Origin of the sequence: Acetoanaerobium pronyense (assembly GCF_017874355.1) — a bacterium.
Classification (GTDB): domain Bacteria; phylum Bacillota; class Clostridia; order Peptostreptococcales; family Filifactoraceae; genus Acetoanaerobium; species Acetoanaerobium pronyense.
This window is the reverse complement of record NZ_JAGGLI010000012.1, coordinates 31,870-55,528: the sequence shown is the minus strand read 5'-3', so window position 1 is coordinate 55,528 and position 23,659 is coordinate 31,870. Positions and strand designations below refer to the sequence as shown.

27 protein-coding genes are annotated in these 23,659 nt (G+C 32.9%); 18 read left to right on the top strand and 9 right to left on the bottom strand.

Annotation, left to right across the window (positions count from 1 at the left end; translation table 11 throughout):
• The first annotated feature begins 19 nt into the window (after positions 1 to 19).
• The 4 genes from J2Z35_RS06645 (at position 20) to J2Z35_RS06630 (ending at position 4,116) form a co-directional block, all read left to right on the top strand.
• Positions 20 to 2,140, top strand: coding sequence for a beta-propeller domain-containing protein (locus tag J2Z35_RS06645; RefSeq protein WP_209660599.1), 2,121 nt, complete (start codon positions 20 to 22; stop codon positions 2,138 to 2,140).
• 146 nt (positions 2,141 to 2,286) lie between these two features.
• Positions 2,287 to 3,237 (top strand): DMT family transporter, encoded by a 951-nt coding sequence (locus tag J2Z35_RS06640; RefSeq protein WP_209660598.1) that lies wholly within the window; start codon positions 2,287 to 2,289, stop codon positions 3,235 to 3,237.
• A complete protein-coding gene (locus tag J2Z35_RS06635; RefSeq protein WP_209660597.1) occupies positions 3,219 to 3,683 on the top strand; it encodes a YbaK/EbsC family protein in 465 nt (154 codons plus the stop codon). Before J2Z35_RS06640 ends, J2Z35_RS06635 begins: the two co-directional genes overlap by 19 nt.
• 31 nt (positions 3,684 to 3,714) lie before the next feature.
• The gene (locus tag J2Z35_RS06630; RefSeq protein WP_209660596.1) at positions 3,715 to 4,116 is read left to right on the top strand and encodes a thioesterase family protein; all 402 of its coding nucleotides are present in this window, start codon (positions 3,715 to 3,717) and stop codon (positions 4,114 to 4,116) included.
• A 124-nt stretch (positions 4,117 to 4,240) separates the two neighbouring features.
• On the opposite strand, the gene J2Z35_RS06625 is transcribed toward J2Z35_RS06630, so the two are convergent.
• The 4 genes from J2Z35_RS06625 to J2Z35_RS06610 form a co-directional block, all read right to left on the bottom strand.
• Complete coding sequence (locus tag J2Z35_RS06625; RefSeq protein ID WP_209660595.1) at positions 4,241 to 4,966, bottom strand: outer membrane lipoprotein-sorting protein; 726 nt, start codon at positions 4,964 to 4,966, stop codon at positions 4,241 to 4,243.
• 363 nt (positions 4,967 to 5,329) lie between these two features.
• Positions 5,330 to 5,848 (bottom strand): nitroreductase family protein, encoded by a 519-nt coding sequence (locus J2Z35_RS06620; RefSeq protein ID WP_209660594.1) that lies wholly within the window; start codon positions 5,846 to 5,848, stop codon positions 5,330 to 5,332.
• Positions 5,849 to 5,916: 68 nt separating this feature from the next.
• Positions 5,917 to 6,393, bottom strand: a complete 477-nt coding sequence (locus J2Z35_RS06615; RefSeq protein WP_209660593.1) for a DMT family transporter — start codon at positions 6,391 to 6,393, stop codon at positions 5,917 to 5,919.
• A gap of 24 nt (positions 6,394 to 6,417) precedes the next feature.
• Positions 6,418 to 6,840, bottom strand: coding sequence for a DMT family transporter (locus J2Z35_RS06610; RefSeq protein WP_209660592.1), 423 nt, complete (start codon positions 6,838 to 6,840; stop codon positions 6,418 to 6,420).
• A gap of 169 nt (positions 6,841 to 7,009) precedes the next feature.
• On the opposite strand from J2Z35_RS06610, the gene J2Z35_RS06605 reads away from it, so the two are divergent.
• On the top strand, positions 7,010 to 7,696 hold the full coding sequence (locus J2Z35_RS06605) for a cyclic nucleotide-binding domain-containing protein (protein ID WP_245330792.1): 687 nt from the start codon (positions 7,010 to 7,012) through the stop codon (positions 7,694 to 7,696).
• 469 nt (positions 7,697 to 8,165) lie between these two features.
• Here the strand turns inward: J2Z35_RS06605 and J2Z35_RS06600 are convergent, their stop codons facing one another.
• Entirely contained in the window at positions 8,166 to 9,554 is a 1,389-nt protein-coding gene (locus J2Z35_RS06600) for a rhodanese-like domain-containing protein (RefSeq protein ID WP_209660591.1), read from the bottom strand.
• A 215-nt stretch (positions 9,555 to 9,769) separates the two neighbouring features.
• Positions 9,770 to 10,336 (bottom strand): peptide-methionine (S)-S-oxide reductase MsrA, encoded by a 567-nt coding sequence (gene msrA, locus J2Z35_RS06595; protein ID WP_245330791.1) that lies wholly within the window; start codon positions 10,334 to 10,336, stop codon positions 9,770 to 9,772.
• Positions 10,337 to 10,500: 164 nt separating this feature from the next.
• On the opposite strand from msrA, the gene J2Z35_RS06590 reads away from it, so the two are divergent.
• The 9 genes from J2Z35_RS06590 to J2Z35_RS06550 all read left to right on the top strand — a co-directional run bounded on the left by J2Z35_RS06590 (position 10,501) and on the right by J2Z35_RS06550 (position 17,890).
• Positions 10,501 to 10,983: a permease gene (locus J2Z35_RS06590; RefSeq protein WP_209660590.1), complete on the top strand. Its 483-nt coding sequence runs from the start codon at positions 10,501 to 10,503 to the stop codon at positions 10,981 to 10,983.
• Positions 10,983 to 11,540 carry a permease gene (locus tag J2Z35_RS06585; protein ID WP_209660589.1) on the top strand — a complete coding sequence of 186 codons (558 nt, stop codon included), beginning with the start codon at positions 10,983 to 10,985 and terminating at the stop codon, positions 11,538 to 11,540. Before J2Z35_RS06590 ends, J2Z35_RS06585 begins: the two co-directional genes overlap by 1 nt.
• Positions 11,541 to 11,647: 107 nt before the next feature.
• On the top strand, positions 11,648 to 12,283 hold the full coding sequence (locus tag J2Z35_RS06580) for a cyclase family protein (protein WP_209660588.1): 636 nt from the start codon (positions 11,648 to 11,650) through the stop codon (positions 12,281 to 12,283).
• 183 nt (positions 12,284 to 12,466) lie between these two features.
• A complete protein-coding gene (locus tag J2Z35_RS06575; protein WP_209660587.1) occupies positions 12,467 to 12,718 on the top strand; it encodes a GlsB/YeaQ/YmgE family stress response membrane protein in 252 nt (83 codons plus the stop codon).
• A gap of 138 nt (positions 12,719 to 12,856) precedes the next feature.
• A complete protein-coding gene (locus J2Z35_RS06570) occupies positions 12,857 to 13,183 on the top strand; it encodes a DUF1904 family protein (protein WP_209660586.1) in 327 nt (108 codons plus the stop codon).
• 89 nt (positions 13,184 to 13,272) lie between these two features.
• Positions 13,273 to 13,419, top strand: a complete 147-nt coding sequence (gene scfA, locus J2Z35_RS06565; protein ID WP_209660585.1) for a six-cysteine ranthipeptide SCIFF — start codon at positions 13,273 to 13,275, stop codon at positions 13,417 to 13,419.
• A gap of 114 nt (positions 13,420 to 13,533) precedes the next feature.
• Positions 13,534 to 14,913, top strand: a complete 1,380-nt coding sequence (gene scfB, locus J2Z35_RS06560) for a thioether cross-link-forming SCIFF peptide maturase (RefSeq protein WP_281063626.1) — start codon at positions 13,534 to 13,536, stop codon at positions 14,911 to 14,913.
• Positions 14,910 to 16,352, top strand: coding sequence for an aminotransferase class I/II-fold pyridoxal phosphate-dependent enzyme (locus J2Z35_RS06555; RefSeq protein ID WP_209660584.1), 1,443 nt, complete (start codon positions 14,910 to 14,912; stop codon positions 16,350 to 16,352). The genes scfB and J2Z35_RS06555 overlap by 4 nt, the downstream gene beginning before the upstream one ends.
• 29 nt (positions 16,353 to 16,381) lie before the next feature.
• Positions 16,382 to 17,890, top strand: coding sequence for a DUF1846 domain-containing protein (locus J2Z35_RS06550; RefSeq protein WP_209660583.1), 1,509 nt, complete (start codon positions 16,382 to 16,384; stop codon positions 17,888 to 17,890).
• A 94-nt stretch (positions 17,891 to 17,984) separates the two neighbouring features.
• On the opposite strand, the gene J2Z35_RS06545 is transcribed toward J2Z35_RS06550, so the two are convergent.
• Both J2Z35_RS06545 and J2Z35_RS06540 read right to left on the bottom strand, forming a co-directional pair.
• Positions 17,985 to 18,629: a hypothetical protein gene (locus tag J2Z35_RS06545; protein ID WP_209660582.1), complete on the bottom strand. Its 645-nt coding sequence runs from the start codon at positions 18,627 to 18,629 to the stop codon at positions 17,985 to 17,987.
• A 218-nt stretch (positions 18,630 to 18,847) separates the two neighbouring features.
• Positions 18,848 to 20,206, bottom strand: a complete 1,359-nt coding sequence (locus tag J2Z35_RS06540) for a sodium-dependent transporter (protein WP_209660581.1) — start codon at positions 20,204 to 20,206, stop codon at positions 18,848 to 18,850.
• 297 nt (positions 20,207 to 20,503) lie between these two features.
• Here J2Z35_RS06540 and J2Z35_RS06535 point away from each other — a divergent pair, with 297 nt between their 5' ends.
• From J2Z35_RS06535 to J2Z35_RS06525, 3 genes are all read left to right on the top strand, one after another.
• On the top strand, positions 20,504 to 20,773 hold the full coding sequence (locus J2Z35_RS06535; protein ID WP_209660580.1) for a hypothetical protein: 270 nt from the start codon (positions 20,504 to 20,506) through the stop codon (positions 20,771 to 20,773).
• A gap of 285 nt (positions 20,774 to 21,058) precedes the next feature.
• On the top strand, positions 21,059 to 21,595 hold the full coding sequence (gene thiT, locus J2Z35_RS06530) for an energy-coupled thiamine transporter ThiT (protein WP_209660579.1): 537 nt from the start codon (positions 21,059 to 21,061) through the stop codon (positions 21,593 to 21,595).
• Between the two features lie 155 nt (positions 21,596 to 21,750).
• Entirely contained in the window at positions 21,751 to 22,257 is a 507-nt protein-coding gene (locus J2Z35_RS06525) for an SEC-C metal-binding domain-containing protein (RefSeq protein WP_209660578.1), read from the top strand.
• A 42-nt stretch (positions 22,258 to 22,299) separates the two neighbouring features.
• On the opposite strand, the gene J2Z35_RS06520 is transcribed toward J2Z35_RS06525, so the two are convergent.
• Positions 22,300 to 22,530, bottom strand: coding sequence for a glutaredoxin family protein (locus J2Z35_RS06520; protein ID WP_209660577.1), 231 nt, complete (start codon positions 22,528 to 22,530; stop codon positions 22,300 to 22,302).
• 214 nt (positions 22,531 to 22,744) lie between these two features.
• Here J2Z35_RS06520 and J2Z35_RS06515 point away from each other — a divergent pair, with 214 nt between their 5' ends.
• Positions 22,745 to 23,659, top strand: coding sequence for an AAA family ATPase (locus J2Z35_RS06515; RefSeq protein WP_209660576.1), 915 nt, complete (start codon positions 22,745 to 22,747; stop codon positions 23,657 to 23,659).

Genomic DNA, 23,659 nt, shown 5'->3' with positions numbered 1-23,659 from the left:
TTAAAAGGAGGAATGGAAAATGAAAAGGCTTGTTAGTCTTTTTCTGGTAAGCTGTATGATGCTTGTACTTATAGGCTCTTATAGGTATACGTCATATGCACAGGATAGTATCGATTTTAGTGAACCTTTATTAATGAAGTTTTCGAAAGACATTAATGAACAGAGCATCTACACAGACATCAAGGTATATGATGAGAAAAGCAACGAGATACCGATTCTCATAAATCTAAAGACTAAGCGTGAGGCAGTTATTATTCCTCTTTACGACTTGAGTGAAACAAAGGTTAGTATCAAGACTAATCTTGGAACCTATGAGTTATCAAAATATAGTGGAGAACTGTTTTTAAACTCAGAGGAAAATCTAAAGAGGATTTCTCAAATTCAGGGCTCATATTATAGAGAGGCAGTTCCTGAGATGACAGTTGCAGATGAAGCTGCAAAAGGATCAGGAAATGGCTCTGATATGGGAGGCATGAGTAATACAAATGTTCAAGTTGAAGGAGTAGATGAATCTGATATAGTAAAGACAGACGGTCAGTATATATACTATCTAAAGGACAATCAAGTAGTAATAGTAAGTGCAGCAAAGGAAAGTATGAAGTTAATGTCTACAATAGGATACCTTCATGAAGCCCTTTATCCTACAGAGCTATACATTGATAAAGATACTTTAGTGGTCCTTGGAAATTCCTATGGACCTAAGGGCAGCTTTGCAAAAGCCGTAATATATGATGTGACAGATAGACAAAAACCAGTTTTAAAAAGAGTGATTGAGCAAGAAGGAAACTATGTATCATCAAGAAAGATAGGCTCTGATATTCATATAATAAGCAGTCATTATGTTTATTATCCATGGGAAGGGGTTCCATTTCCAAGATATAAAGATAGTATTGCAGGTGAAGAATATAAAACTATCGATCCAGGAAAAATAATGATATACCCAAGATATCCTTCAAGCTCAATAGTGCTTATATCTAGTACAGATATTTTGGATAATAAGGAGACTAAAGTAACTTCCTTTGTTGGAAATGCAGATAATGTATATATGACATCAGATAGTATGTATCTGACATACCAAGAAATGCCATATTATATAATGCCATTTCCTATGCCAATAATTGATGGACCAGAGCAACCTATGAGTGAAGAAGACATTGAAAATCAAGAAATAGAGTCCAAGATAGCTCCTGACATATGGCCACCAGGCAGACCTATAATGCCTTATAACCCTAAGATAACTACAAATATCAAAAAGTTTGCTATAGAAAATGAAAGTATAGTTTTTAAAGCCCAAAATAAAATACAGGGAAATGTACTAAATCAGTTTTCAATGGATGAACACAATGGTTACTTTAGAGTAGCTTATACAAGAGATAACTGGAACTTTGAAAACGGATCTTCAATCACTGTATTTGACAAGGACATGAATAGAGTAGGTTCAATCGATGGAATAGCAAAGGGAGAGAGAATATATTCTGTGAGATTTATGGGAGATAGAGCATATATGGTTACATTCAAAACCATAGATCCATTTTTTGTTATGGATATGAGCCGTCCAAGTGAGCCAAAGATGCTAGGATATCTTAAGATTCCAGGCTATAGTGATTATCTGCACCCATTTGACGAAAATCATATAATAGGGTTTGGTAAAGATACTATGGAAATGGGAGGAAATGCGTTTCAGCTAGGTATGAAAATATCCTTATTTGATGTTACTGATTTTGCCAATCCAGTGGAAAAAGACGTAGAGATAATAGGCGATAGAGGGACAGAATCTGAACTTTTATATAATCATAAGGCTCTTATGTATGATAAAAACAGAAGTCTTATGGGGTTCCCAGTGACCCTTGCAAGACTACCTGTGAATGCAAAGTCAGATATCCATGGTTTCCCTCCTTATGGAGAGCAGGTATTTCAAGGGGCATATATATATAATATATCTGCTGAAAATGGAATAGACCTTAGAGGAACCATAACTCATATAGAAAACTTCAATCCATATAACTATCTTTATAATAACGAAATAAGAAGAGTAATTTATATTGGAGATACTATATATACTATATCTAACAACTGGATAATGGCTACAGATATTAACTCCATGAAAAATCTTTCCAAAGTAAATATATCAGTTTATTAAAATAAATATCTAAATTAAAGAATCTATTAAAAACACCAATCAGGCTTAATGATTGGTGTTTTTTTGAGAGTTATGTTAGATTATTTATAGAGGATGAATTAAAAACTTTAGGTTAGTTTGATTAACATATTAGGGAGATGAACAGCTTGGAAAAGTTTTTGACAAAAAAAATCAATGTGTTTTTCCTTTCTATTTGTGCTATGTTTTTATGGGGGAGTGCTTTTCCTGTATTAAAGCTTAGCTATGAACTATTGCAAATAGAATCTTTTGAGGTGTATCCCAAGATATACTTTGCTGGGATTAGGTTCTTTTGGGCATCAATACTAGTATTTTTAATATCAAGATTTATTTTTAATGTGAAGATATCACTAAAAAGAGAAGATTTAATACCAATTGTTGTTCTTGGATTTTTACAAACTGCAGTTCAGTATTTCTTTTTTTATGTTGGAGTAGGAAATACCTCTGGAATCAAAAGCTCAATACTTCAATCTAGTGGGGCTTTTTTTATAGTTATTTTTTCTCATTTTATCTTTATAGACGATAAAATGAGTAGGCAAAAAATAATAAGTATGTTTTTTGGTTTCTTAGGTATAATTGTGATTAATATAAACTCGGATTTTGACCTTGCATTTAATATTACAGGAGAAGGATTTTTGCTTATATCTGCAATAATTAGTGCTATAGCCACTATTATAGTGAGAAAGATTGCAAAATCGATAAACCCTCTTATGCTTACTGGTAGCCAGATGTTAGTTGGTTCTCTTATTCTTTTAGGGATAGGAAGATATGGAAGTAATGGGAGAAGCCTTAGATTTGAAGGGGCGGCTCTTTATTTGCTTATTTACGCTATTTTCATATCAGCTGTAGCATTTTTGATTTGGTATATGCTCCTTACTTACAACAAACCTGGGGAAATTAGCCTTTATAGATTCTTTATTCCTGTATTTGGGACGATTCTTTCAGCAATCTTTTTACCTGAGGACAAATTTACTATAGAGACTATTATGGGTCTTTTACTTGTGGTCACAGGAATGATAGTTCTTAATTATAAAAATATAAATTTAAAGGGGGAAAAACAATGTCAACAGAGAGGGTAAGAAAATATTTCAAGGAAAAAAATATAGATTTTCAGATATTCGAAATGCAAGAAAGTACAGCTACTGTAGAGCTTGCAGCCAAGGCTCATAATGTAGAGCCATCTCTTATAGCTAAGACAATGGCAATTACACTTCCAGAAAAAAATATACTTATTGTAACCGATGGAACATCTAAAATAGACAATAAAAAATTTAAAGAAATTTTCAAGGCAAAGTGCCAGATGGTGAAATTTGATGATGTCCAATCAGTTACAGGCCATCCAGTTGGAGGAGTATGTCCTTTTGCTCTAAATGAGGAAATGGAAGTATATATGGATGAAGGATTAAAAAAATATGAATATGTATATCCAGCTGCTGGCTCTACTAATTCCTCAGTGAAAATAAGTCCTTCGAGCCTTGCAGATTTAGTTTCAGGAAAATGGATAGATGTTTGCAAAAGAGATTAAAAATAAATTTATTATAAGAGGAGAGATAAAAATGGAGTTTAATTTAAAAGAGGGAATGGATTTTAAAATTGAAATCACTGTAGAGCAAAAACATACTGCAGAGACTCTTGGAAGCGGAGGAGTAAAGGTTTTTGCAACACCTATGATGATAGCATTGATGGAAGGGGCTGCTTTAAAGGCAGTTGAGGAATATTTGCCAGAGGGATATAGCACTGTAGGCACCCATCTAAATGTCAGCCACATCGGAGCTACTCCACTTGGAATGAAAGCCTATGCACTTGCTAAATTAATTAAAATAGAAGGCAAAAAACTTACATTTGAAGTTGAGGCTCATGATGAATCTGGAAAAATTGGAGAAGGAACTCATGAAAGGTTTATTATCCAAAAAGATAGATTTATGGAAAAAGTAAATTCAAAAGGGAAAGCTAATTAAAAAAAGAAATGGGCTACCCTGAAAGCCTGAAATAAAATATAATATCTCTAATTTAAAATTATTATATTTACTTGATTTCACGTAGCCCTAAACTTTTAGAGTCTAAGAGAATTAAACAGATATACTATCCACCAATGATTTCAAGAACTATATCAGATGGAACTTCAAACTCTCTATCAGATATATCTGTATTTATATTGCTTACTTCTATAATCACATCTTCTCCAAATTCCAAATCCCTCATTTCTATTCTCATTGGAATTCCATATGTCTCGCTAATCCACATTTTGATTGTATTTGAGGTTTCTCTATCTGTTGTAATTACAACATGACATGATTCTCCATTTATTGTTTCTTTTCCGAGATATTCGAAATCTTCATTATCTACTTGATCTTCAAAGGCGTCGGCGCCAAGGGAGTCTTCCATCATTGGAGTACTATGATATGAAGAGCCAAATACAGTACCTCTTTTTTGCTGAGGATAATATACTATAAATTCATCATCTTCTACATTAACAAGGCTCACCATTTCCAGCCCTTCAAAGGTAGACTGAGTCTTATAAAAATCATTTTTCATCCATATTCTCATTACGTGAATTTCATCACCCATCGTCATAGTCTGGTCATATGATATACCCTCGTCCATATAGTTTTGAGTTCTCATAAATAGCATTTCCAAATTGCTTATAGACTCAGACGGTTCTTCATCTGTCTCAACTTCATCAGGAGATTGGTCCTCAGATTGAGATTCTGGAGCAGGCTGAGGAGAGTCAGGTGCACTATTACAACCTACAAATACAAGAGATATTATGACAAATACAATAAAAATCAGGTTGATGATTCTTTTCATTAAAATCCCTCCTACGTACTAAAAAAATTATGCAAAAATTCTCCTAGAATAATTCAAAAAATATAGATACTTATAATATATATATCCACATAGGTCTTAAATATAGTATAAAGTTTAATTTAATATAGCTAGGTTTCATAATTAGGGGTATATCCTTATTAATGAAAGGGTATTTTTATATAAAAAAGCTACTGAATTTTAAACTAGGTTAAGGCTTAAGATGTAAATATTTATAAGAGTGAGGAGATTTCTGATGGAAAATGCAGAAAGAGAAATTTCTATTTGGTTTTCCCATGTAGAATAAAAAATTTGTCAGAATTAAAATAAGGATGGAGCTTTCATAAGCTCCATCCTTATTTTCAATTAATATACTTCATAATGAATTTTTTCAGATAGAAGCTCATCTTCATTTCTGCTTCTCTTTTCTTCAGCAGGATATCCGATTGCTATTATTGCGTCTACTTCTAGGTTAGAAGGGATATTTAGTGTCTCTTTTACATATTCACTTGCAGTTAGGCTATCACTGTGATTTCGGCCTCTTATCTGAATCCAGCAAGAGCCAAGACCCATAGAGTGGGCTGAAATATGAATTATAGTCGAAGCAATAGATGCATCTTCAATCCAAACCTCGCTCTTTGAAGGGTCGGCTAAAACTACAATCCCAAGGGGAGCATCCTTTAAAAAAGCACCTCCATGACCTTTTGAATGTGAAAGTTTTTCAAGAGTGTCTTTGTCCTGTACAACTATAAACTCCCAAGGTCTTGAGTTTTTAGAAGTAGGAGAAAGAAGGGCACATTTCATGAGCTCTTCAATTTGATTCTTTTCAATAGATTTGTTCTCGTATTTTCTTATGCTTCTTCTAGATTTTAACAGTTCTAACATAATATTCCTCCAATCTATTCTTTTAACTATGATTTTAACAGATATAAGAGGTTTTTTTCATTAAAATATTAATCTAAAGGGGAATAGGCAGGATTAGTAACATTTTGAGCCTCTTTCTTTTTGTCCATATATAGATTAAATGAAAGACCAAATAATACGAATAACCCTCCAGCGATTTTTCCAACTGAAAGGCTTCCCATGGAAATAAAATCAATTATGATTCCAGTAAAAAGCTGACCGATAAACATAAGTATTGTTAGATAAAATGCTGAAATTTTGGGGGTGATATAATTTGAAAGGGATACAATAAATAATCCTAGGATACCACCAAAATATACCCAAACTGGGATTTGATTAAATGAAGATGTGTTTTCAAAAAAACTTTGACCACTAAATAGAAGAAGCATTGATGAAACTGTAAGTCCAGTTAAAAAGTTAAAAAAAGTTCCAGGGAAAATCCCTATTATTTTTGCAAGATTGGAATTCAATATTCTTGCTATAACTATAGAAATTCCTGCGATAGCCGGAAATATAAAATAAAACATAGAAAACCTCCTTTTCAGATAAAACTAGAAATAATTCATAATCCCTATTCCTATTACTATAAATGCAAGGCCAATAAATTTTTTCTTTTCGAACTTGAATTTGTTTGTCCCAAGTAGACCAAAGTGATCACAAACTATTGATGCAATAGTTTGCCCAAGTAGACCTATTGCTAAAGTCAAGGATGCTCCTAAATTCACGAAGCCAATATTGTTAAACATTACTGTAATGACTCCTATCACACCAGCCATATACATATAAAATGGTATGTTTTTCTTTGTTTTTAGTTTTATTTTACGAGTAAACATAAATAAACATGTGGCTACAAGTCCAACGAAATGAATTATAACTCCTGCTTGGTAATTTCCAAAAAAGCTTGATAAGCTTCCATTGAAAAGAACCATAAGAGCTATAAGGGCTCCTATTAATACTGATATTAAGTTATTCATATAAAGACCTCCTTATCGGCTTAAATTTTATCACAAATACTTGAAAGTAAATATGACATATGTCATATTAAAACAAGGATATATTATAAATACAGCAATTTTGTTATTATGTTGTATAAGTTTTTTTGAATAATAAAATATGAGTTCTAATCAAAAGAGAAAGGAAAATATGATGATTGAGATAGTGAATGAAGGACTGAAAAATTATTATATTGAAAAACATAGAATTAAGGAAATTTTTTCTAAAAATACAGCTCCAAAGATGAGGCTTGTAGAGTTTAAAAAAAATGACCTAATATACAGAGATGGTGAAAATATAGATGAAATATATTTTTTTGTATCAGGAAAAGCTAAAGTTTATATAACCTTAAAAAATGGAAAATCTCTTCTCATAGGATTTTATGACAGGTTCAAGATACTTGGTGATCTTGAGCTTACGACAGATAGTCCAGCGTCCACAAATGTACAGGTTTTGGAAGATTCTCTTTGCATAGGAATATCATTTAATGAGATACAAAAAAACTTTATGGATGATTCAGTTTTTTTAAGATATATATGCAATTCACTGAGTGAAAAGCTAAGGCAGTCTTCTAACAACAGTACCATAAATCTTCTTTATCCACTTGAAGATAGGTTAGCAAGCTACATAATTATGGCATCAAAGAGGACTAATGATAGCTTAGAGTTTAGTGGCAATCTTATGGAAGTATCTGAATTATTAGGTACAAGCTATAGGCATTTACTTAGAACTTTTGAAAAATTTTCCAAAGAAAAGATTTTAGAAAAAAGAAAAGGCTCCTTCTTTATCTTAGATGAAGATAAACTTAGAAGCCTCTCAGCAGACCTTTATAGATAGGTATTTATGAAATGAATATATTTATTTTTGAGGAGACTTCTTTTGTTCAAACAACAAAAGAATTAGAAATAAAAATTGAATAACACATGATAAAAAACAAGCAATTAATATATATGGATGGGAGAGAAATGATATAAAAAAGTCATTTTTCATTACTGATAAAGTAAATAAAGAGGTAATAAAGTAAATGAAAGCTTGAAATTTTTCAAAAAGATTGGTTGTTTTTTTATTATATAGATATATAGTTAAAATCAAAATGCTGATGAACAAAAACACATATATAAAAAGATTGAAAATGTCAGAATACAGAAATCCTGTTTCATAAACCAATCTTTTAGTATAAATATGGCGCATTACTCCAGCTTTTGATTTTGCAAGATGGCTTAGCATAAAAGATCCAGAGATTAGCAATCCCTGGATCATAAGCATTAAACCATAAAATATCTTGTAGATAAGTTTTTCAGACATCTTAGTTAGTAGGTTCCCCAGTTTCTATAGGGTTTCCTTCTTCAAGAGTCCAACCAATCCATCCATCACTATAAAGGGAAGTGTTTTCAAGTCCCATAACCTGAGCATAGGTAAGTACTTCTGCAGCTCTCCATCCGCTTCCGCACATAAATGCAAGAGGACTATCTAAATCTATATTTTGCTCTTTCCAAAGAGACATTATTTCATTTTGATTCCTCATAGTGTTGTCAATGTTCCTAAAGAAATCCAATGAATTTGAATCTGAAAGACCGGCATGGCCGAATTTTGAACCAGGAATTCTTCCTTTTGCATCGTGGTAAGAATATCCTGAAGAAACTCCTATATGTTCATCCCAAGTTCTATTGTCTACAAGAGTAAAGCTTGGGTTTTCAAGATTTTGTTTAACCTGATCCAAAGTTGTTATTATTTGAGGGTTTGCAGGGATAGCTATACCAAAATCCTCTACAGGAACTGGAGCATTGCTAGTAGTCTCGACTTCGTATCCAGCTGCTTTCCAAGCATCAAGTCCTCCGTTAAGAACTCTAACATCTTTCACTCCCATATATCTAAGTACTACAGCAACTCTATATGCTGGCATTTGGTATTCGCTTGTTACTATTACTGTATCATCTTTTGTAAATCCATGAGTTAAGGCAAACTCGGTTAGCTCTTCAGAAGAACCAAGCATCCAAGTTGGAGGTGGCTCAACTAGGTCTGTATTTATATGAAATGCAGTTGGAATATGTCCGTTTGCATAAGAAGAATCTTCTTCTCCCCAGCTTGCTTCAACTATTTTTATATTACTTGCACTTTCAAATGTCTCAGGCTTTTTACCATCAAGTACATCATTTACTATAGATGCTGGAACTATTAGATGATAGTTTTCGTATTTAACCATAGGAAGGCTAGAATCATCGGCCCATTCTCTTACATTGTATATAAGTATATTTTCATAACCTTTTTCAGATAAGTATTTAGCTACAGCTTTTGCATCCTCATCATTAGCATCATATAAAACAATATTTTTTTCTGAAGCTATCCCTTTTGTTTTTAATGCCTCTTCTAAAATTGATTCTTTATTTTCAACGTCTACATTAAGCCAGTTTGCAGAAAAATCTACAGCTCCTTTGATATGACCACCTCTTGATACTCCGTCTAAAGCCCATCCATTAAAGGCGTCGTTTAGTCGAGTATCTACGATAACATAGCTATCATCCTCAAGTGCAGCTTTTAAATCCTCTGTGCTAATTACTTCAAAATTGCTGGAAGTCTCTATCTCTGAATTACTTGGCTGAGATTCCTCATTTTGAGTGGTGCATCCAGCGAACAAAACACTTGAAAGCACTAGAGTTAGAATGGCAAATATTGATATCTTAAAGCTTTTTTTCATTTTAACACTCCTTATATTAAGTTTATAAGCCAATATATATAGCTCTACCGGATAATTATACAAACTTAATATCAAATAAGCAAAATATAAATTTCTTTTTATGATTGATATTACTTATAATAAAAATAAAAAAATTCTATAGCTTGTATTTAAAAAGAGAGTGGTTATCCAATTATAATGGATAATCACTCTCTTTAACTCACTAAATAGATTTTTTAGTCAAATATATTCCAGTATTCTTCTCCCCAGTATTTTTTTATAAATTCATCTCTTCCTGATATCTTTCTGTCTTCCTTATATTTGACAGGACTTTTTTTATAAAAGTCTTGATGGTATTCTTCAGCATCATAAAACGTAGATGCAGGCAATATTTCAGTCACTATATCATCTTCAAATCTTTTTGAATCAGCAAGCTCTTTCTTTGATTTTTCTGCCAGAGCTTTTTGTTCATCTGTAGTATAAAATATAGCACTTCTATAGGATGGGCCTCTATCGTGAAATTGTCCGTTATCATCTGTAGGGTCTATCTGTACCCAAAATGCCTTTAAAAGCTTTTCATAGGTAATTAAAGAAGGATTATATACTATTTTTACTGCTTCATAGTGGCCAGAAGTCTGAGCTTTAACATCTTCATAAGTAGGATTATCTAAATTTCCGCCAATATATCCTGATTTTACTTCTATTATTCCATCAAGCACATGAAAAGGAGAAACCATGCACCAAAAGCAACCACCAGCAAAAATTGCAATCTCAAAATTTGAATTATTATTTTGATTTTCCAAATGAAATACCTCCCAGTAAATACTTAATAAATGCCTTAATATCCTTAGTCTTCATTATACAAATAATAAATACCCAGAGTCTATCAATAATGATATATTTACATATCTAGATATTGTGATATAATTATTTCTGATTATTAAACTATTTATATGGGAGGATTAAAATGCAAAACGTAATATTATATTCACTAACTTTTATATTGATGATTTTATCATTTACCAAAGACAAGAAAAAAACAAAAATGGCTCTAAAAAAAGCTTGGAAAGCATTTGATAATATTCTTCCTCAGATGCTTGGAATAATAACATTGGTGGGAATAATGCTTGGGATACTTAATCCCCAAATGATAAGCAGTCTTATAGGAAGCTCTTCAGGTTGGCTTGGAGTTATTTTGGCTACTTCAGTTGGAGCTATTACTTTAATCCCAGGGTTTATTGCTTTTCCAACAGCAGCAATGCTCTTAGATAATGGGGCAGGATATATGCAAATAGGGGGATTTGTATCTTCACTTATGATGGTGGGGCTTGTGACTACACCTGTAGAAATTCAGTATTTTGGTAAAAAAGCAACTATAATTAGGAATATTGCTGCCTTTGTATTTTCTTTTGCAGTGGCCCTTCTTATTGGAAAGGTGGTAGGGAGATAATGAATAAAAATATTAGAGGAAGTTTACTTCAATTAAAAAGATATAGATTGTTTATAGGCACTCTTATAGTTATGGGAGTATTGTTTCTTATAAAAGTAGAAATTGGGATGAAGGCCGTTGATGTGACTTTATTTAGTTTTAAAGAAATGATTTTGATAATTCCACCTGTCTTTATTTTACTAGGACTTCTTGATATTTGGGTTCCAAAAGAAACTATGGTCAAATACTTGGGGGAGGATTCTGGGCTAAAAGGTAAGATACTTGCAATATTTCTTGGATCTGCAGCCGCAGGACCTCTTTATGGTGCTTTTCCAGTAGCTGGAGTTTTTATGAAAAAAGGGGTAAAATTTTCAAATATAGTTCTTTTTATTGGAGCATGGTCAACTACGAAGATACCAATGGTACTTTTTGAAATAAACTCACTTGGTATAAGATTTGCGATGACAAGACTTGCAGCAAGTATGGTTGGAATATTTATAATAGCAGCTATTGTAAATACTTTTTTAAATGATCAAGATATAAAAGCAGTTTATAAAAATGCTAATGATATGTTTTAGATAGATTCCCTTAGGTTATAATTATTAATGAAGTTTATTTGAGCTGAGATATTATAATAAGTTTTTATAAAAACTTCTAATACTTTTAGTATAACAAGGGGGAAAAGATGAATATTATAGATTTATCCCATGAATTACATGAAGAAATGCCTGTATTTCCAGGAACTGAAAAACCAATTTTTAAGAGGGCTAATACAATAGAAGCTGATGGATTTGCTGAGCATATAATGAATATGTATTCACATACCGGAACTCATATAGATGCACCATCTCATATGTTAAAAGAGGGGAAAAATTTAGATGATATGGATGTGTCTAATTTTGTAGGTAGAGCTATTATAATAGACGTAAAAGGTTTGTCAAAAATTGATATTGATATATTAAAGCCCTATGAATCTAAAATAAAAAACTCTGAATTTGTAATTCTAAATACAGGTCATAGTAAATTCTGGGGACATGAAGAATATTTTGGCGGATTCCCAGCATTAACTATTGATAGTGCAAAATGGCTATGTGAAATGGATCTTAAAGGGATTGGAATAGATGCAATATCTATTGATTATATGGAAAATCCATCATTTGATGTGCATCATATATTGATGAATAAAGGTCTTTTAATCATTGAAAACCTCACTAATCTAGGTGAAGTGGGAGATAATGAATTTGTACTTAGCGTTCTTCCTCTCAAGACAAAAGAGGCAGATGGCTCTCCTGTAAGAGCTGTTGCGATTAAGAATATTTAAATTAAAAAAATATATTTTATCCTATGCATAACTAAGTATCCAGTAGGCTTTGAAACCCCATCTGATTCAAGTTTAAGCTTCATAAAAAAAGGTATATATGTATTAGAATAATATTATAAGTTTTAATTCTTGAAAATCTTAGATATTTTCTAATGTCTAAAATAAAGCTTAAAGGAGGCTATTATGGGAATAATTACTTGGATTATTTTTGGAGCACTTGCTGGCTGGATAGCAAGCAAATTTACAGGAAATGATGCACAGATGGGAGCTCTCGCTAATATTGTAGTGGGAATAGTTGGAGCTTCAATAGGTGGATTCATATTTGGACTAACAGGTGGTAGCGGAGTTACTGGGTTTAATATTTACAGTTTATTTGTGGCTGTGATTGGAGCTATAGTCCTCTTGACTATAATAAACCTACTAAAAAAGAGATAATAAAGTTAATAAGTTGATTTAAAGCTCTTTCTTTTGGTGATTATTAGAATATCACATGGAAGAGCTTTTCTATTGTAGAAAAACATGGATATGAGGAGTATAATATTGATATGAAAAATATGATAAGGAGATGATATAATGCCACAGCTAATATTTAGAGGGGTAGAAATAGAGGATATAAAAAAGATAAGTACAAAACTTGTAGATGATTTAGAGGCTATAGTAGAGTGTCCAAGGGATTATTTTACTCTTGAGTATATAGAGTCCTTAAATATATTTGATGAAAGAGAAGTGCCGGGCTATCCTTTTATTGAGGTGAAATGGTTTGATAGAGGACAAGAGGTCAAGGATAAAGTAGCAAAATCTATAGATGATGCATTAAAGAGTGAAGGGTACGATAATACGGACATATTCTTTACCAATCTAAATGAAAATGATTACTATGAAAATGGAAAACATTTTTAAATATCTTTTATAAAAACCTATCTTCTGGAAATACTTCAACTATGATATAATACTATAGTTGAATACATAAATTTTGATGGAGGGATACCATGAAAAAGCATATAAAAACTCTTTCTGGAAGCACGCTTAAAAAAAGCGCTGAAAAAGGCGGATGCGGAGAATGCCAAACTTCTTGTCAATCTGCTTGCAAGACTTCTTGTACAGTAGCTAATCAAGAGTGCGAAAGAGAAAAATAATATTTCGAAAAAGAGCTGGACTAGAGGGGAAATGAAAGTGCGAAACTTTCTTTCCCTTTTCTAATTGCTAAGTTTCATTTAAAGCTATGGAGATATAATTTAGGAGGAAAAATTTTGATACATAAATTTGCTATGAACGGCCTTAATATAGTCCTTGATGTCAACTCTGGGGCAGTTCATGTTGTCGATAAGGTTACATATGAAGTACTTGATTTCTATAAAGAAAAGGACATAGATTTTATTAAAGAAAATCTGACTAATTTTTCATCAGATGAAATAGAAGAAGCCTACAAAGAGATTTTAGAACTTGAAGAGAATGGACTTTTATATTCACAGGACAATTATCTTGATATTGAAGGGTTCAAAAACAGAGAACCTGTGGTTAAGGCTATGTGTCTTCATATAGCTCATGATTGTAACCTAAAGTGCAAATATTGCTTTGCTTCTCAAGGAGATTTTGGAGGACAAAAATCCCATATGAGTCTTGAGGTTGGAAAAAAAGCACTTGATTATCTTGTTGCAAACTCAGGCAGCAGAAGAAATCTTGAAGTTGACTTCTTTGGAGGGGAGCCTCTTATGAATTTTGAGGTTGTAAAACAGCTTGTTTCCTATGGAAATGAGATAGCTCCTCAAAAGGGAAAGAACTTTAGATTTACAATAACTACAAATGGAGTCTTACTTGATGATGAAAAGATAGCTTACATAAATGAACATATGCATAACGTTGTTCTTAGCCTTGACGGAAGAAAAGATATCAATGATGATATGAGACCTACACTTAATGACAAGGGTAGCTATGATATTATAGTTCCAAAATTTCAAAAGCTTGTAAAGGAAAGAAAGAATAAATATTACTACCTAAGAGGTACATTTACAAGAGATAATATGGATTTTGGAAAAGATGTACTTCATTTTAAAGATTTAGGATTCGATCTTACTTCTGTAGAGCCTGTTGTGGGAGATGAGTCAAACCCATATGCCCTTAGAGATGAAGATATTCCAAAGATATTAAAGGAATATGAAGACTTAGCCATAAAATACGCTGATATGAGGGTTAATGATGAAGAGTTTAGATTCTTTCATTTTATGGTAGACCTTGCCCAAGGGCCATGTGCTATAAAAAGACTTACAGGATGTGGTGCTGGGACTGAGTACCTTGCTGTAACTCCAGAGGGAGATATATATCCATGCCATCAGTTTGTAGGGCAGGAAGAGTTTAAGATGGGAAATATCCTTGAAAAAGAGATTAATCTTCCTGAAGATATGAGACAAACTTTTAGAAATGCTCATGTTTATTCCAAAGAGGAATGCAGCAAATGCTGGGCTAGATTTTACTGTTCTGGAGGTTGTCACGCCAATGCATATAACTTTAATGATGATATTCTTAAGCCTTATGAACTAGGGTGTGAAATGCAGAAAAAGAGAGTAGAGTGTGCTCTTATGGTTGAAGCAAAGGTAATGCTTGAAAAGGAAGACCTGGAGCCGATTCTATGATAGATTTTGACAAAATCCCTATAGTAAGTGGCCTTAAAAGCTATAAAGAAAGAAATATGGCTGTATTTCATATGCCAGGGCACAAGCAAAACAAGGGTTTAATAGAGGAACTGGAATATATAAGGGAAAATTTATATGATTTTGATATTACAGAAATAGAAGGCTCGGACAACCTTCATTCTCCTGATGGAATTATAAAAGAAGGGATGGAGCTTCTAGCAAAATCCATGAAGTCAAAGAAAAGCTATTATCTTGTAAATGGAAGTACAAGCGGAGTATATTCAATGATGCTGGGTCTTTTTAATAGGGGAGATAAGGTAATAATTCAAAGAAACTGCCACAAATCTGTATATAGTGCCCTAGAGCTTGGAGATTTAACAGCCGAATATATATATCCAAAGGTAATTGATAACTTTGAAATTTTATCAGGCATAAATTATAATGATTTAAAAAAGATTGTGGAAAAAAACAAGGATGCTAAGGGGCTTGTAATAACTTCACCAAGCTATTTTGGGACCTGTAGTGATATAGAAAAGATTTCAAAGCTATGTAAAAAAAATGATATGCTTCTTTTAGTGGATGAAGCCCATGGAGCTCATTTTTCATTTAGCAAAATGCTGCCATATTCAGCAATTTCATTAGGAGCAGATGTGAGTGTAACTAGCTTTCATAAAACACTGCCTAGCCTTACTCAAACCGCAGTGCTAAATGTATCTAAGAGTCTATCAGATAAGCAGATAGCTAAAATTGAAGAGAGGATGAAGATTTTCCAAACCACAAGTCCATCATATCTTTTTCTAGCATCTATGGATATGGCAAGATACATAATGGATAAAGATGGAGAGCGCCTCATAGGAAATCTTGTAAATATGGTAAATGATTTAAAAGAAAGTCTTAAAGATATTAAACAAATCAGATTTTTAGAAGAAAATGATATTAATGAAGAAAGAATAGATCCTACAAGGATAGTAATAAATACCCCAGTAGATGGAGAAAAGCTTAGTGATATTCTTAGAGAAAAATACCAAATACAGATAGAGATGTCTTACTCTAATAATATTGTGCTTATTGGAAGCCCATTGGATCTAAAGGAAGTGTATGAGAGACTAAAAGTAGCACTTAGGGAAATTTTTTCTGGTTTTAAGGGTAGTGATACCACGGCAACTGAAAAAATAAAGCTATATAATATTCCTCCAATTGTAAAGCTGACTCAAAGAGAAATAGACTTTAAAGAAACTATAGATATAAATCTTGAAGCTAGTGAAGGTACTATCTGCGCTGAAACAATAGTTCCATATCCTCCAGGGGTTCCAATTATACTTCCGGGGGAGGAGATAAGCAGGGAGCTTATAGATTTTATAATAAAAAACAATATCCTTGAAAAAAATGTAATAAGAAGCAGCAATCTTTCAAGTGGGAAAATAAGAGTTATAGCTTAGCAATTAAAAAAATGAAATGAGGTGGATATATGAAAATTGGTTTTGATTCTAAAAAATATCTTGAAGAGCAATCCAAGTACATATTAGAAAGGGTAAACGATTATGATAAGCTGTATTTGGAATTTGGAGGTAAATTACTTTTTGACCTTCATGCCAAAAGAGTACTTCCTGGATTTGATGAAAATGCAAAAGTAAAACTTCTTCAAAAGCTTAAAGACAAGGTGGAAGTGGTGATTTGTCTTTACTCAGGAGATATAGAAAGAAACAAGATAAGAGGAGATTTTGGAATCACATATGACCTTGATACTCTAAGACTTATTGATGACCTTAGGGCTAGCGGACTTGATGTAAATAGTGTAGTAATAACTAGATATGAAGACCAGCCTTCTACTAATTTATTTATAAATAAGTTAAAAAGAAGAGATATAAAAGTATACACCCATAGAGCTACAAAAGGCTACCCTACAGATGTAGATACTATAGTGAGTGATGAAGGATATGGAAAAAACCCATATATAGAGACAACTAAACCTATAGTTGTAGTTACAGGTCCAGGTCCTGGAAGTGGTAAACTTGCTACTTGCCTAAGTCAGCTATATCACGAATACAAAAGAGGGAATCTGGCAGGGTATTCTAAGTTTGAAACATTTCCGGTTTGGAATGTACCACTGAAGCACCCTCTAAATATTGCATATGAGGCAGCTACTGTAGACCTTAAAGATAGCAATATGATAGACTCATTTCATGTAGACGCATATGGAGATATAGCTGTAAATTACAACAGAGATATAGAGTCCTTTCCTCTTTTAAAGAGAATAATAGAGAAGATTACAAAAGCAGAATCAGTGTTTAAATCTCCTACAGATATGGGGGTAAACAGGATAAAGTTTGGAATAATAGATGATGAAGTAATCAAGGAAGCTTCTAAACAAGAGATTATAAGAAGATACTTCAAAACTGCATGTGAATACAAAAAAGGTTATTGCGAAATTGATTCTCTTGAAAGATCCAAGCTTATAATGGAGGAATTAGGACTAAAAGAAGAGGATAGAAAGGTTGTAAGACCTTCCAGAGAAAAGTCTATAAAATTAAGAGAGCTATCTGAAAACAATGAAATACGTCCGGCTATGGCTATTCAGCTCCATGATGGAAGTATTCATACTGGCAAGACCTCAGAAGTTATGGATGCTGCGGCTGCTGCTATACTCAATGCAGTAAAGCATCTTGCAAATATCTCAGATGAAATACATCTTATTTCTCCAGTGATACTTGACCCTATAAGAAGCCTTAAGACAGATACACTTGGAGGACATAACTCATCTCTAAACTGTGAAGAAATACTAATAGCTCTTAGTATTTGTGCTGCTACAAACCCGATGGCTCAGGTAGCTATGGAAAAGCTTCAGTATCTTAAAAACTGTCAGGCACACTCTACTGCTATGCTTAGCCTCAACGACGAACAGATATTTAGACAGCTTGGAATAGATGTGACATCTGATCCAGAGTTTGCTACAGAGAGCTTATATTATAATAGTTAATAAGTCTATGACTTTTATAAAATATAAAATGCACTGTTATCAATAACCTTTTTATTTGGATATAAAGGATTGATAACAGTGCATTTTTTAAATTTTATTTCTTTTTTCTCTTTCCTAAGGCAAGAAGAATACCAAGTGCTACTGATAAGTATGCTGCAACAAGTACTCTGTATTGGGGTGGGAGAAGAAATGTTATAGTATGGGCTGGAATCCAAAATAAAGGAATCGTCTTTATAAGTACAAATGAAACAAATCCATTCCAGTCTATACGAGAAACAACGTCTGTAGCTCGTATATTTCTTTTTCCTTCGTAGTACATATCTATGTATGTATCAGTATATCTATGAAAAGCCATAAAAGTTGGTGCAAAGGTAAGGTTCATAATTGAACTTACGAAAAATGCAAATAAGAAACTGGAATCTCCTCCTGGTAGATATCCGCTTTTTAAGGCACCGCCAACTCCCACTGCAAATACCTGAAACATAAGAGTTATTATAATACCTAAAAATCCCCAAATAAATGCTCTATAAGGCACTCCACTTGGCATTTTCCAGTCGCCTGTAGAAATCCTTATCGCAAGAAGCTCACCCATAGTAGCAAGAAGTGCAAACTTTACAAATCCACCTATATAGGGATGATTAGTAGTTAGGTTTACAAATATCTCATGAGTTGCTGGAAAAACTACAAATCCAGTAAAAAGAGCTATTACAATAGCCCAATATAAATCTCCTTTTTTCAAAAATATCCCTCCTCGATATAATTTTATTTATACATCTAAGATTATAACTAATTTTTAGAAGATTGCATATCTAAATTTAGACAGGTGATAGATAAAGTTTATATATATGAGCGTTAAAAATCCTCTAAAGAATCTTTAGAGGATTTTTAATGATTAATTTAAATTAAGCAAAGTACTTAGAATTCATAAGAAAATTTCTTATGTCTAGATTTCATTAGTTAAAATATTCCAAGACCTTGGATAAATACTACTAGTATAGCTACAGGAGCAATAAATTTAATTAGGAAGCTCCAAGCTCCCGCAAGTGCAAAATTAAGCTTTCCGTTATTTGTGATTTCTGCAAGTGCTTTATCAATCCCCCAGAACCATCCAATGAATATACAAAGCATCATTCCTCCTAGAGGAAGGAACACATTACTTGCAATGAAATCTACAGAATCAAAGATATCTTTACCCATTATTGGTCTAATATCTGACCATAAGCCCATTCCAAGTGATGAAGGAACGCCCATTAGGAATATTATTCCACCTAGAACAATACTTGCCATTTTACGATTCCATTTCCATTCATCAACCACGTAAGAAACAACAACCTCAAGAAGTGAAATCGATGAAGTAAGGGCTGCAAATAGTACAAGAGTAAAGAATATAACCCCAAATACAGAACCAAGTGGCATTTGAGAGAATACTGCAGGTAGAGTAATAAATAGAAGTCCAGGACCTCCCTCAGGGTCAAATCCGAAAGAAAATACTGCAGGAAGTATAGCAAGACCAGCTATTAGTGCTATAGCAGTATCTATAAGAGGAATCTGTACAGAACTGCTAATTAGGTCTTCATCCTTGCTTAAGTAACTACCATAGGTAATCATAGCACCCATACCAAGACTTAGAGAGAAAAATACCTGTCCAAGAGCAGCAAGCACTACATCCCCAGTAATCTTAGAAAAATCAGGTACAAGTAAGAATCTAACTCCCTCCATTGCATTTGGAAGAGTAAGAGATCTTATCATTATAAGAATCATCATTACAAATAGAGAAGGCATAAGGATTTTTGAGTATTTTTCAATACCACCACTGATACCTCCTATTACTATACCAAGAGTTAAAATCATGAATATAAGATGATATATTATAGGTTCAATTGGATTTGTAATAAAGCTTACAAACAGTCCACCTAAGACTTCAGGATCAGCTATAGTAAATGCGCCTGTTACAGCCTTTACTATATATCTGATTACCCAACCACCAACTACACTATAGAATGAAAGTATCAAAAATCCTGCTAAAACACCTATTGCTCCAACCCATGTAAATCTCTTGTCTAGTGAACGGTAAGCACCTACAGGGCTAAGTTGAGTCTTTCTACCGATAGTAAGCTCAGCCAGCATCAGGGTAAAACCAACTATAAATAAGATTGCAAAATAAATTAAAACAAATGCTCCCCCGCCGTTTTGTCCTGCCATGAAAGGGAATTTCCATAAATTACCCAATCCAACTGCAGAACCAGATGCGGCTAGTATAAATCCAATTTTTGACCCCCACTGGTCTCTTGGCTTAACTTCGTTGTTGGAACTCATTGCATCATCTCCTTTTGTTAAATTTTTTCTAAAACTAGTCCAATGTATGGAATTTTTAGAATATTATAATAATAAGGGTATTTACTAGAAAAATCAAGTCTTTTATTTTATTTATATGTAAAAATGTTCACAAGATGAAAACGTGATGAAAACTAGGGTTTGATATAAAAATAACGATAAAAGCAATTGTGATTTTTCTAGTAAAAACCTATCTTTTTTCTTAATATCACCATATAAATATTTAAATACTTTTTATCAATAAAATACAAACAATTTAGTGGAAAGGGGGATAAAGATATGGAAGCAAATTTAATACAAAGAGATGAAAGACTTAGAGAGCTTGAAAAAGAACAGGCAGAGACAAAAGCATATGTAAAGATGATACAAGAGGATATTCGGGATATAAGGCAAAATATAAGGGAAATTAAAACAAGGGGAGAAGCTAGCGGAAGAAGTCAGGCAGTAGATTCATGGCAACAGGTTGTAATAGAGCTTATAAAGCTTGCTAGTTTGAGCATGGTAATATTAGGAGCTATAGTAGGTGCAGTTAAAATAATTGGAAACTAGTAGGACTAGAGTCTATTGCAAAATCCTTAGTATTATGGTATACTTTAAAAAATTGAATGTTAGGCAGTGGGGGAGCTTGGTGAGCTAGGCTGAGAGGAAATTACTAAAATTTCGACCCGAAAACTGATTCTGGATAATGCCAGCGTAGTGTATTTGCCCATATATATTTTTCTTATATATAAAAGAACCTACTACTGCATTATATATGCAGTATTTTTTATGCCATAATATTCGATTCTAGCTATAACTAGAATTTATCTATAGGGAATTGGAGGATGAAATTTCATGGAAAACAAAAGAAAAATGAGCACAAGGATAATGGTTGAAGCTGGGATAATGATAGCTCTTGCCCAAATATTAAGCTATGTGAAAATTTTTGAAGCTCCATACGGCGGATCTGTAACAGCGGGGAGTATGGTTCCCATAATAATATTTTCATTAAGATGGGGGTATAAGCATGGACTTGTTGCAGCCATAGCATATGGTATATTGCAGTTTGTTTTAGGACCAAAATACAGCTATCATATACTATCCATATTTTTTGATTATTTATTTGCATTCGGAGTATTAGGACTTGCAGGATTATTTAAAAATACAAGAACTGGAAGTATCATTGGAACCTCCTTGGCGGTATTTTTAAGATTTATAGGACATTTTATATCTGGAGCAATAGTTTTTGGAATATATGCGCCAGAGAATATGAATCCGTTTGTATATTCTGCGGCTTATAATGCAGGATACCTTCTTCCAGAGCTTTTTATATCCGTATTAATTGTAAGCGTGCTTTATGCACCACTTCAAAAAGCATCTCCAGCAATATAAAAGATATTTTTAAATAAGGCTAATAGCTCTAGCCTTATTTTTTTGTTTCATTATTATGGTATATCATATATAATATTTAAATGGATGATTAAAAGCCAAGAAGCAATGATATACCTTGGCTAAAATAACTTGGTAAAGAAAGGATGAAATAATAGATGTCACTTTATGAATCATGGAAAACTGATGCCTATGAACCAGCTTCAGAGGCTGAATATGAAGCTTTTTGGAAGGAGTATCTTCCAAAGGAGCAAAAAATTTACGAATATCTTTTAGATAATAAAGATGAGGTAGTATCAGGAACTGTAAAGGATCTATCTGAAAAATTTGAGTTAGATATGGTTACCTTTGTGGGTTTTATGGATGGAATTAATACTAGCCTTACAAACCAATATGAGGTAGAAGAGCTTAAAGAAGATACTGTGATAACTCTTGAACTTGATATGGAAAAGCTATACTTCAATATGCTTGAGGCTAAGGCAGACTGGCTTTATAATCTTCCTCAGTGGGAAAGCATATTATCAGAAGAAAAAATTGCAGAAATCACAAAAGAGTATAAAAAAAGTAAGACTATAGTAAAAGACGATAAAGTAGGAAGAAATGACCCATGTATCTGTGGAAGTGGGAAAAAATATAAAAAATGCTGTGCTTTAAAAGAACAGTAAAACTAAAAAAGAGTCTATGCTCAGAGCATGGACTCTTTTGGTTTATAAACCTAAAAGCTGGTCGATTCTTTCTTTATCAAAACCTACCACAACTTCTTCATCTATAAATATGGCAGGTACTCCCATTATTTTTTTCTGTATTAGTTCTTTTCTTGCTTCTGGGTCCTCACTCACATTTTTTTCAGAGTACTCTACTCCTTTGCCTTTAAGATAATCCTTTGCAGTATGGCAATGTGGGCAAGTACTGCTTGTGTAAACTACAACAGTTTTCATTGAAAAAACTCCTCTCAATATGTTTATTATTTTCTAAAAGTTATATACCCCTATTTTTAAGTTTTAATTACCCAATTTTAAAGTTCTAATTTTCAGAAATAAATCCCTTGTAGTATTGTAAATGAAAATTAATATTAAAGTAGCATTTTCTCCAAAAAATGTAAATATATATATGATATAATTTAAGAGAATTAAATATAGGCGGTGATTAATTATGATGGACAAATTACTTAAAAATATAGAAAAAGAAGTCATAGGAAAAAGAGAGATAATAGAGAAGGTTATTATAGCCCTGCTTTGTAAGGGGCATATACTTCTTGAGGATGTACCTGGAGTCGGAAAAACTACTCTAGTAAGAGCAATTGCTAGATCCATAGATGTCAGTTTTAGTAGAATACAGTTCACTCCAGATTTACTTCCAGCAGATTTGCTTGGAGTATCTATTTTTAACCCTAAAGATGGGAAATTTCATTTCCAAAAAGGGCCTCTTCACTCTCAAATAGTATTAGCTGATGAAATAAATAGGACATCTCCAAAGACTCAATCTAGTCTTTTAGAAGTAATGCAGGAACAGCAAATTACAGTGGATAATCATACATATAAATTGAATGACCCATTTATGGTTATAGCTACTCAAAATCCCATAGAGCACGAAGGTACTTTTCCACTCCCAGAATCTCAGTTAGACAGATTTTTTATGAAACTTTCTCTAGGCTATCCCAATGAAAATGAAGAGCTTCTCCTACTTAATGAAGATTTTGAAAATAATAGTTTAAAGCCTGTATTGAGTGGAGAGGATATAATAAACGCAAGAAAAGAAGTTGAAAAAGTGTATGTATCAGAAGCTATCAAAAGCTATATAGTTAAGCTTTGTAGAAAAACTAGAAATCATTCTGGGATAGAGCTTGGAGCTAGCCCAAGGGCAACTTTAGCTCTATATAGTGCAACTAAGGCTCTAGGGTATATAAAAGGAAGAGATTTTGTAACTCCAGAAGATATACAGTTTCTCTATATAGATACTTTATCCCATAGGATATTTGTAACTGCGGAAACAAGATATCAAGGAAGAGATGGAAAAGCGATACTCAAAGACATATTAAACTCTACTCCAGTGCCAGTTGGTGATTAA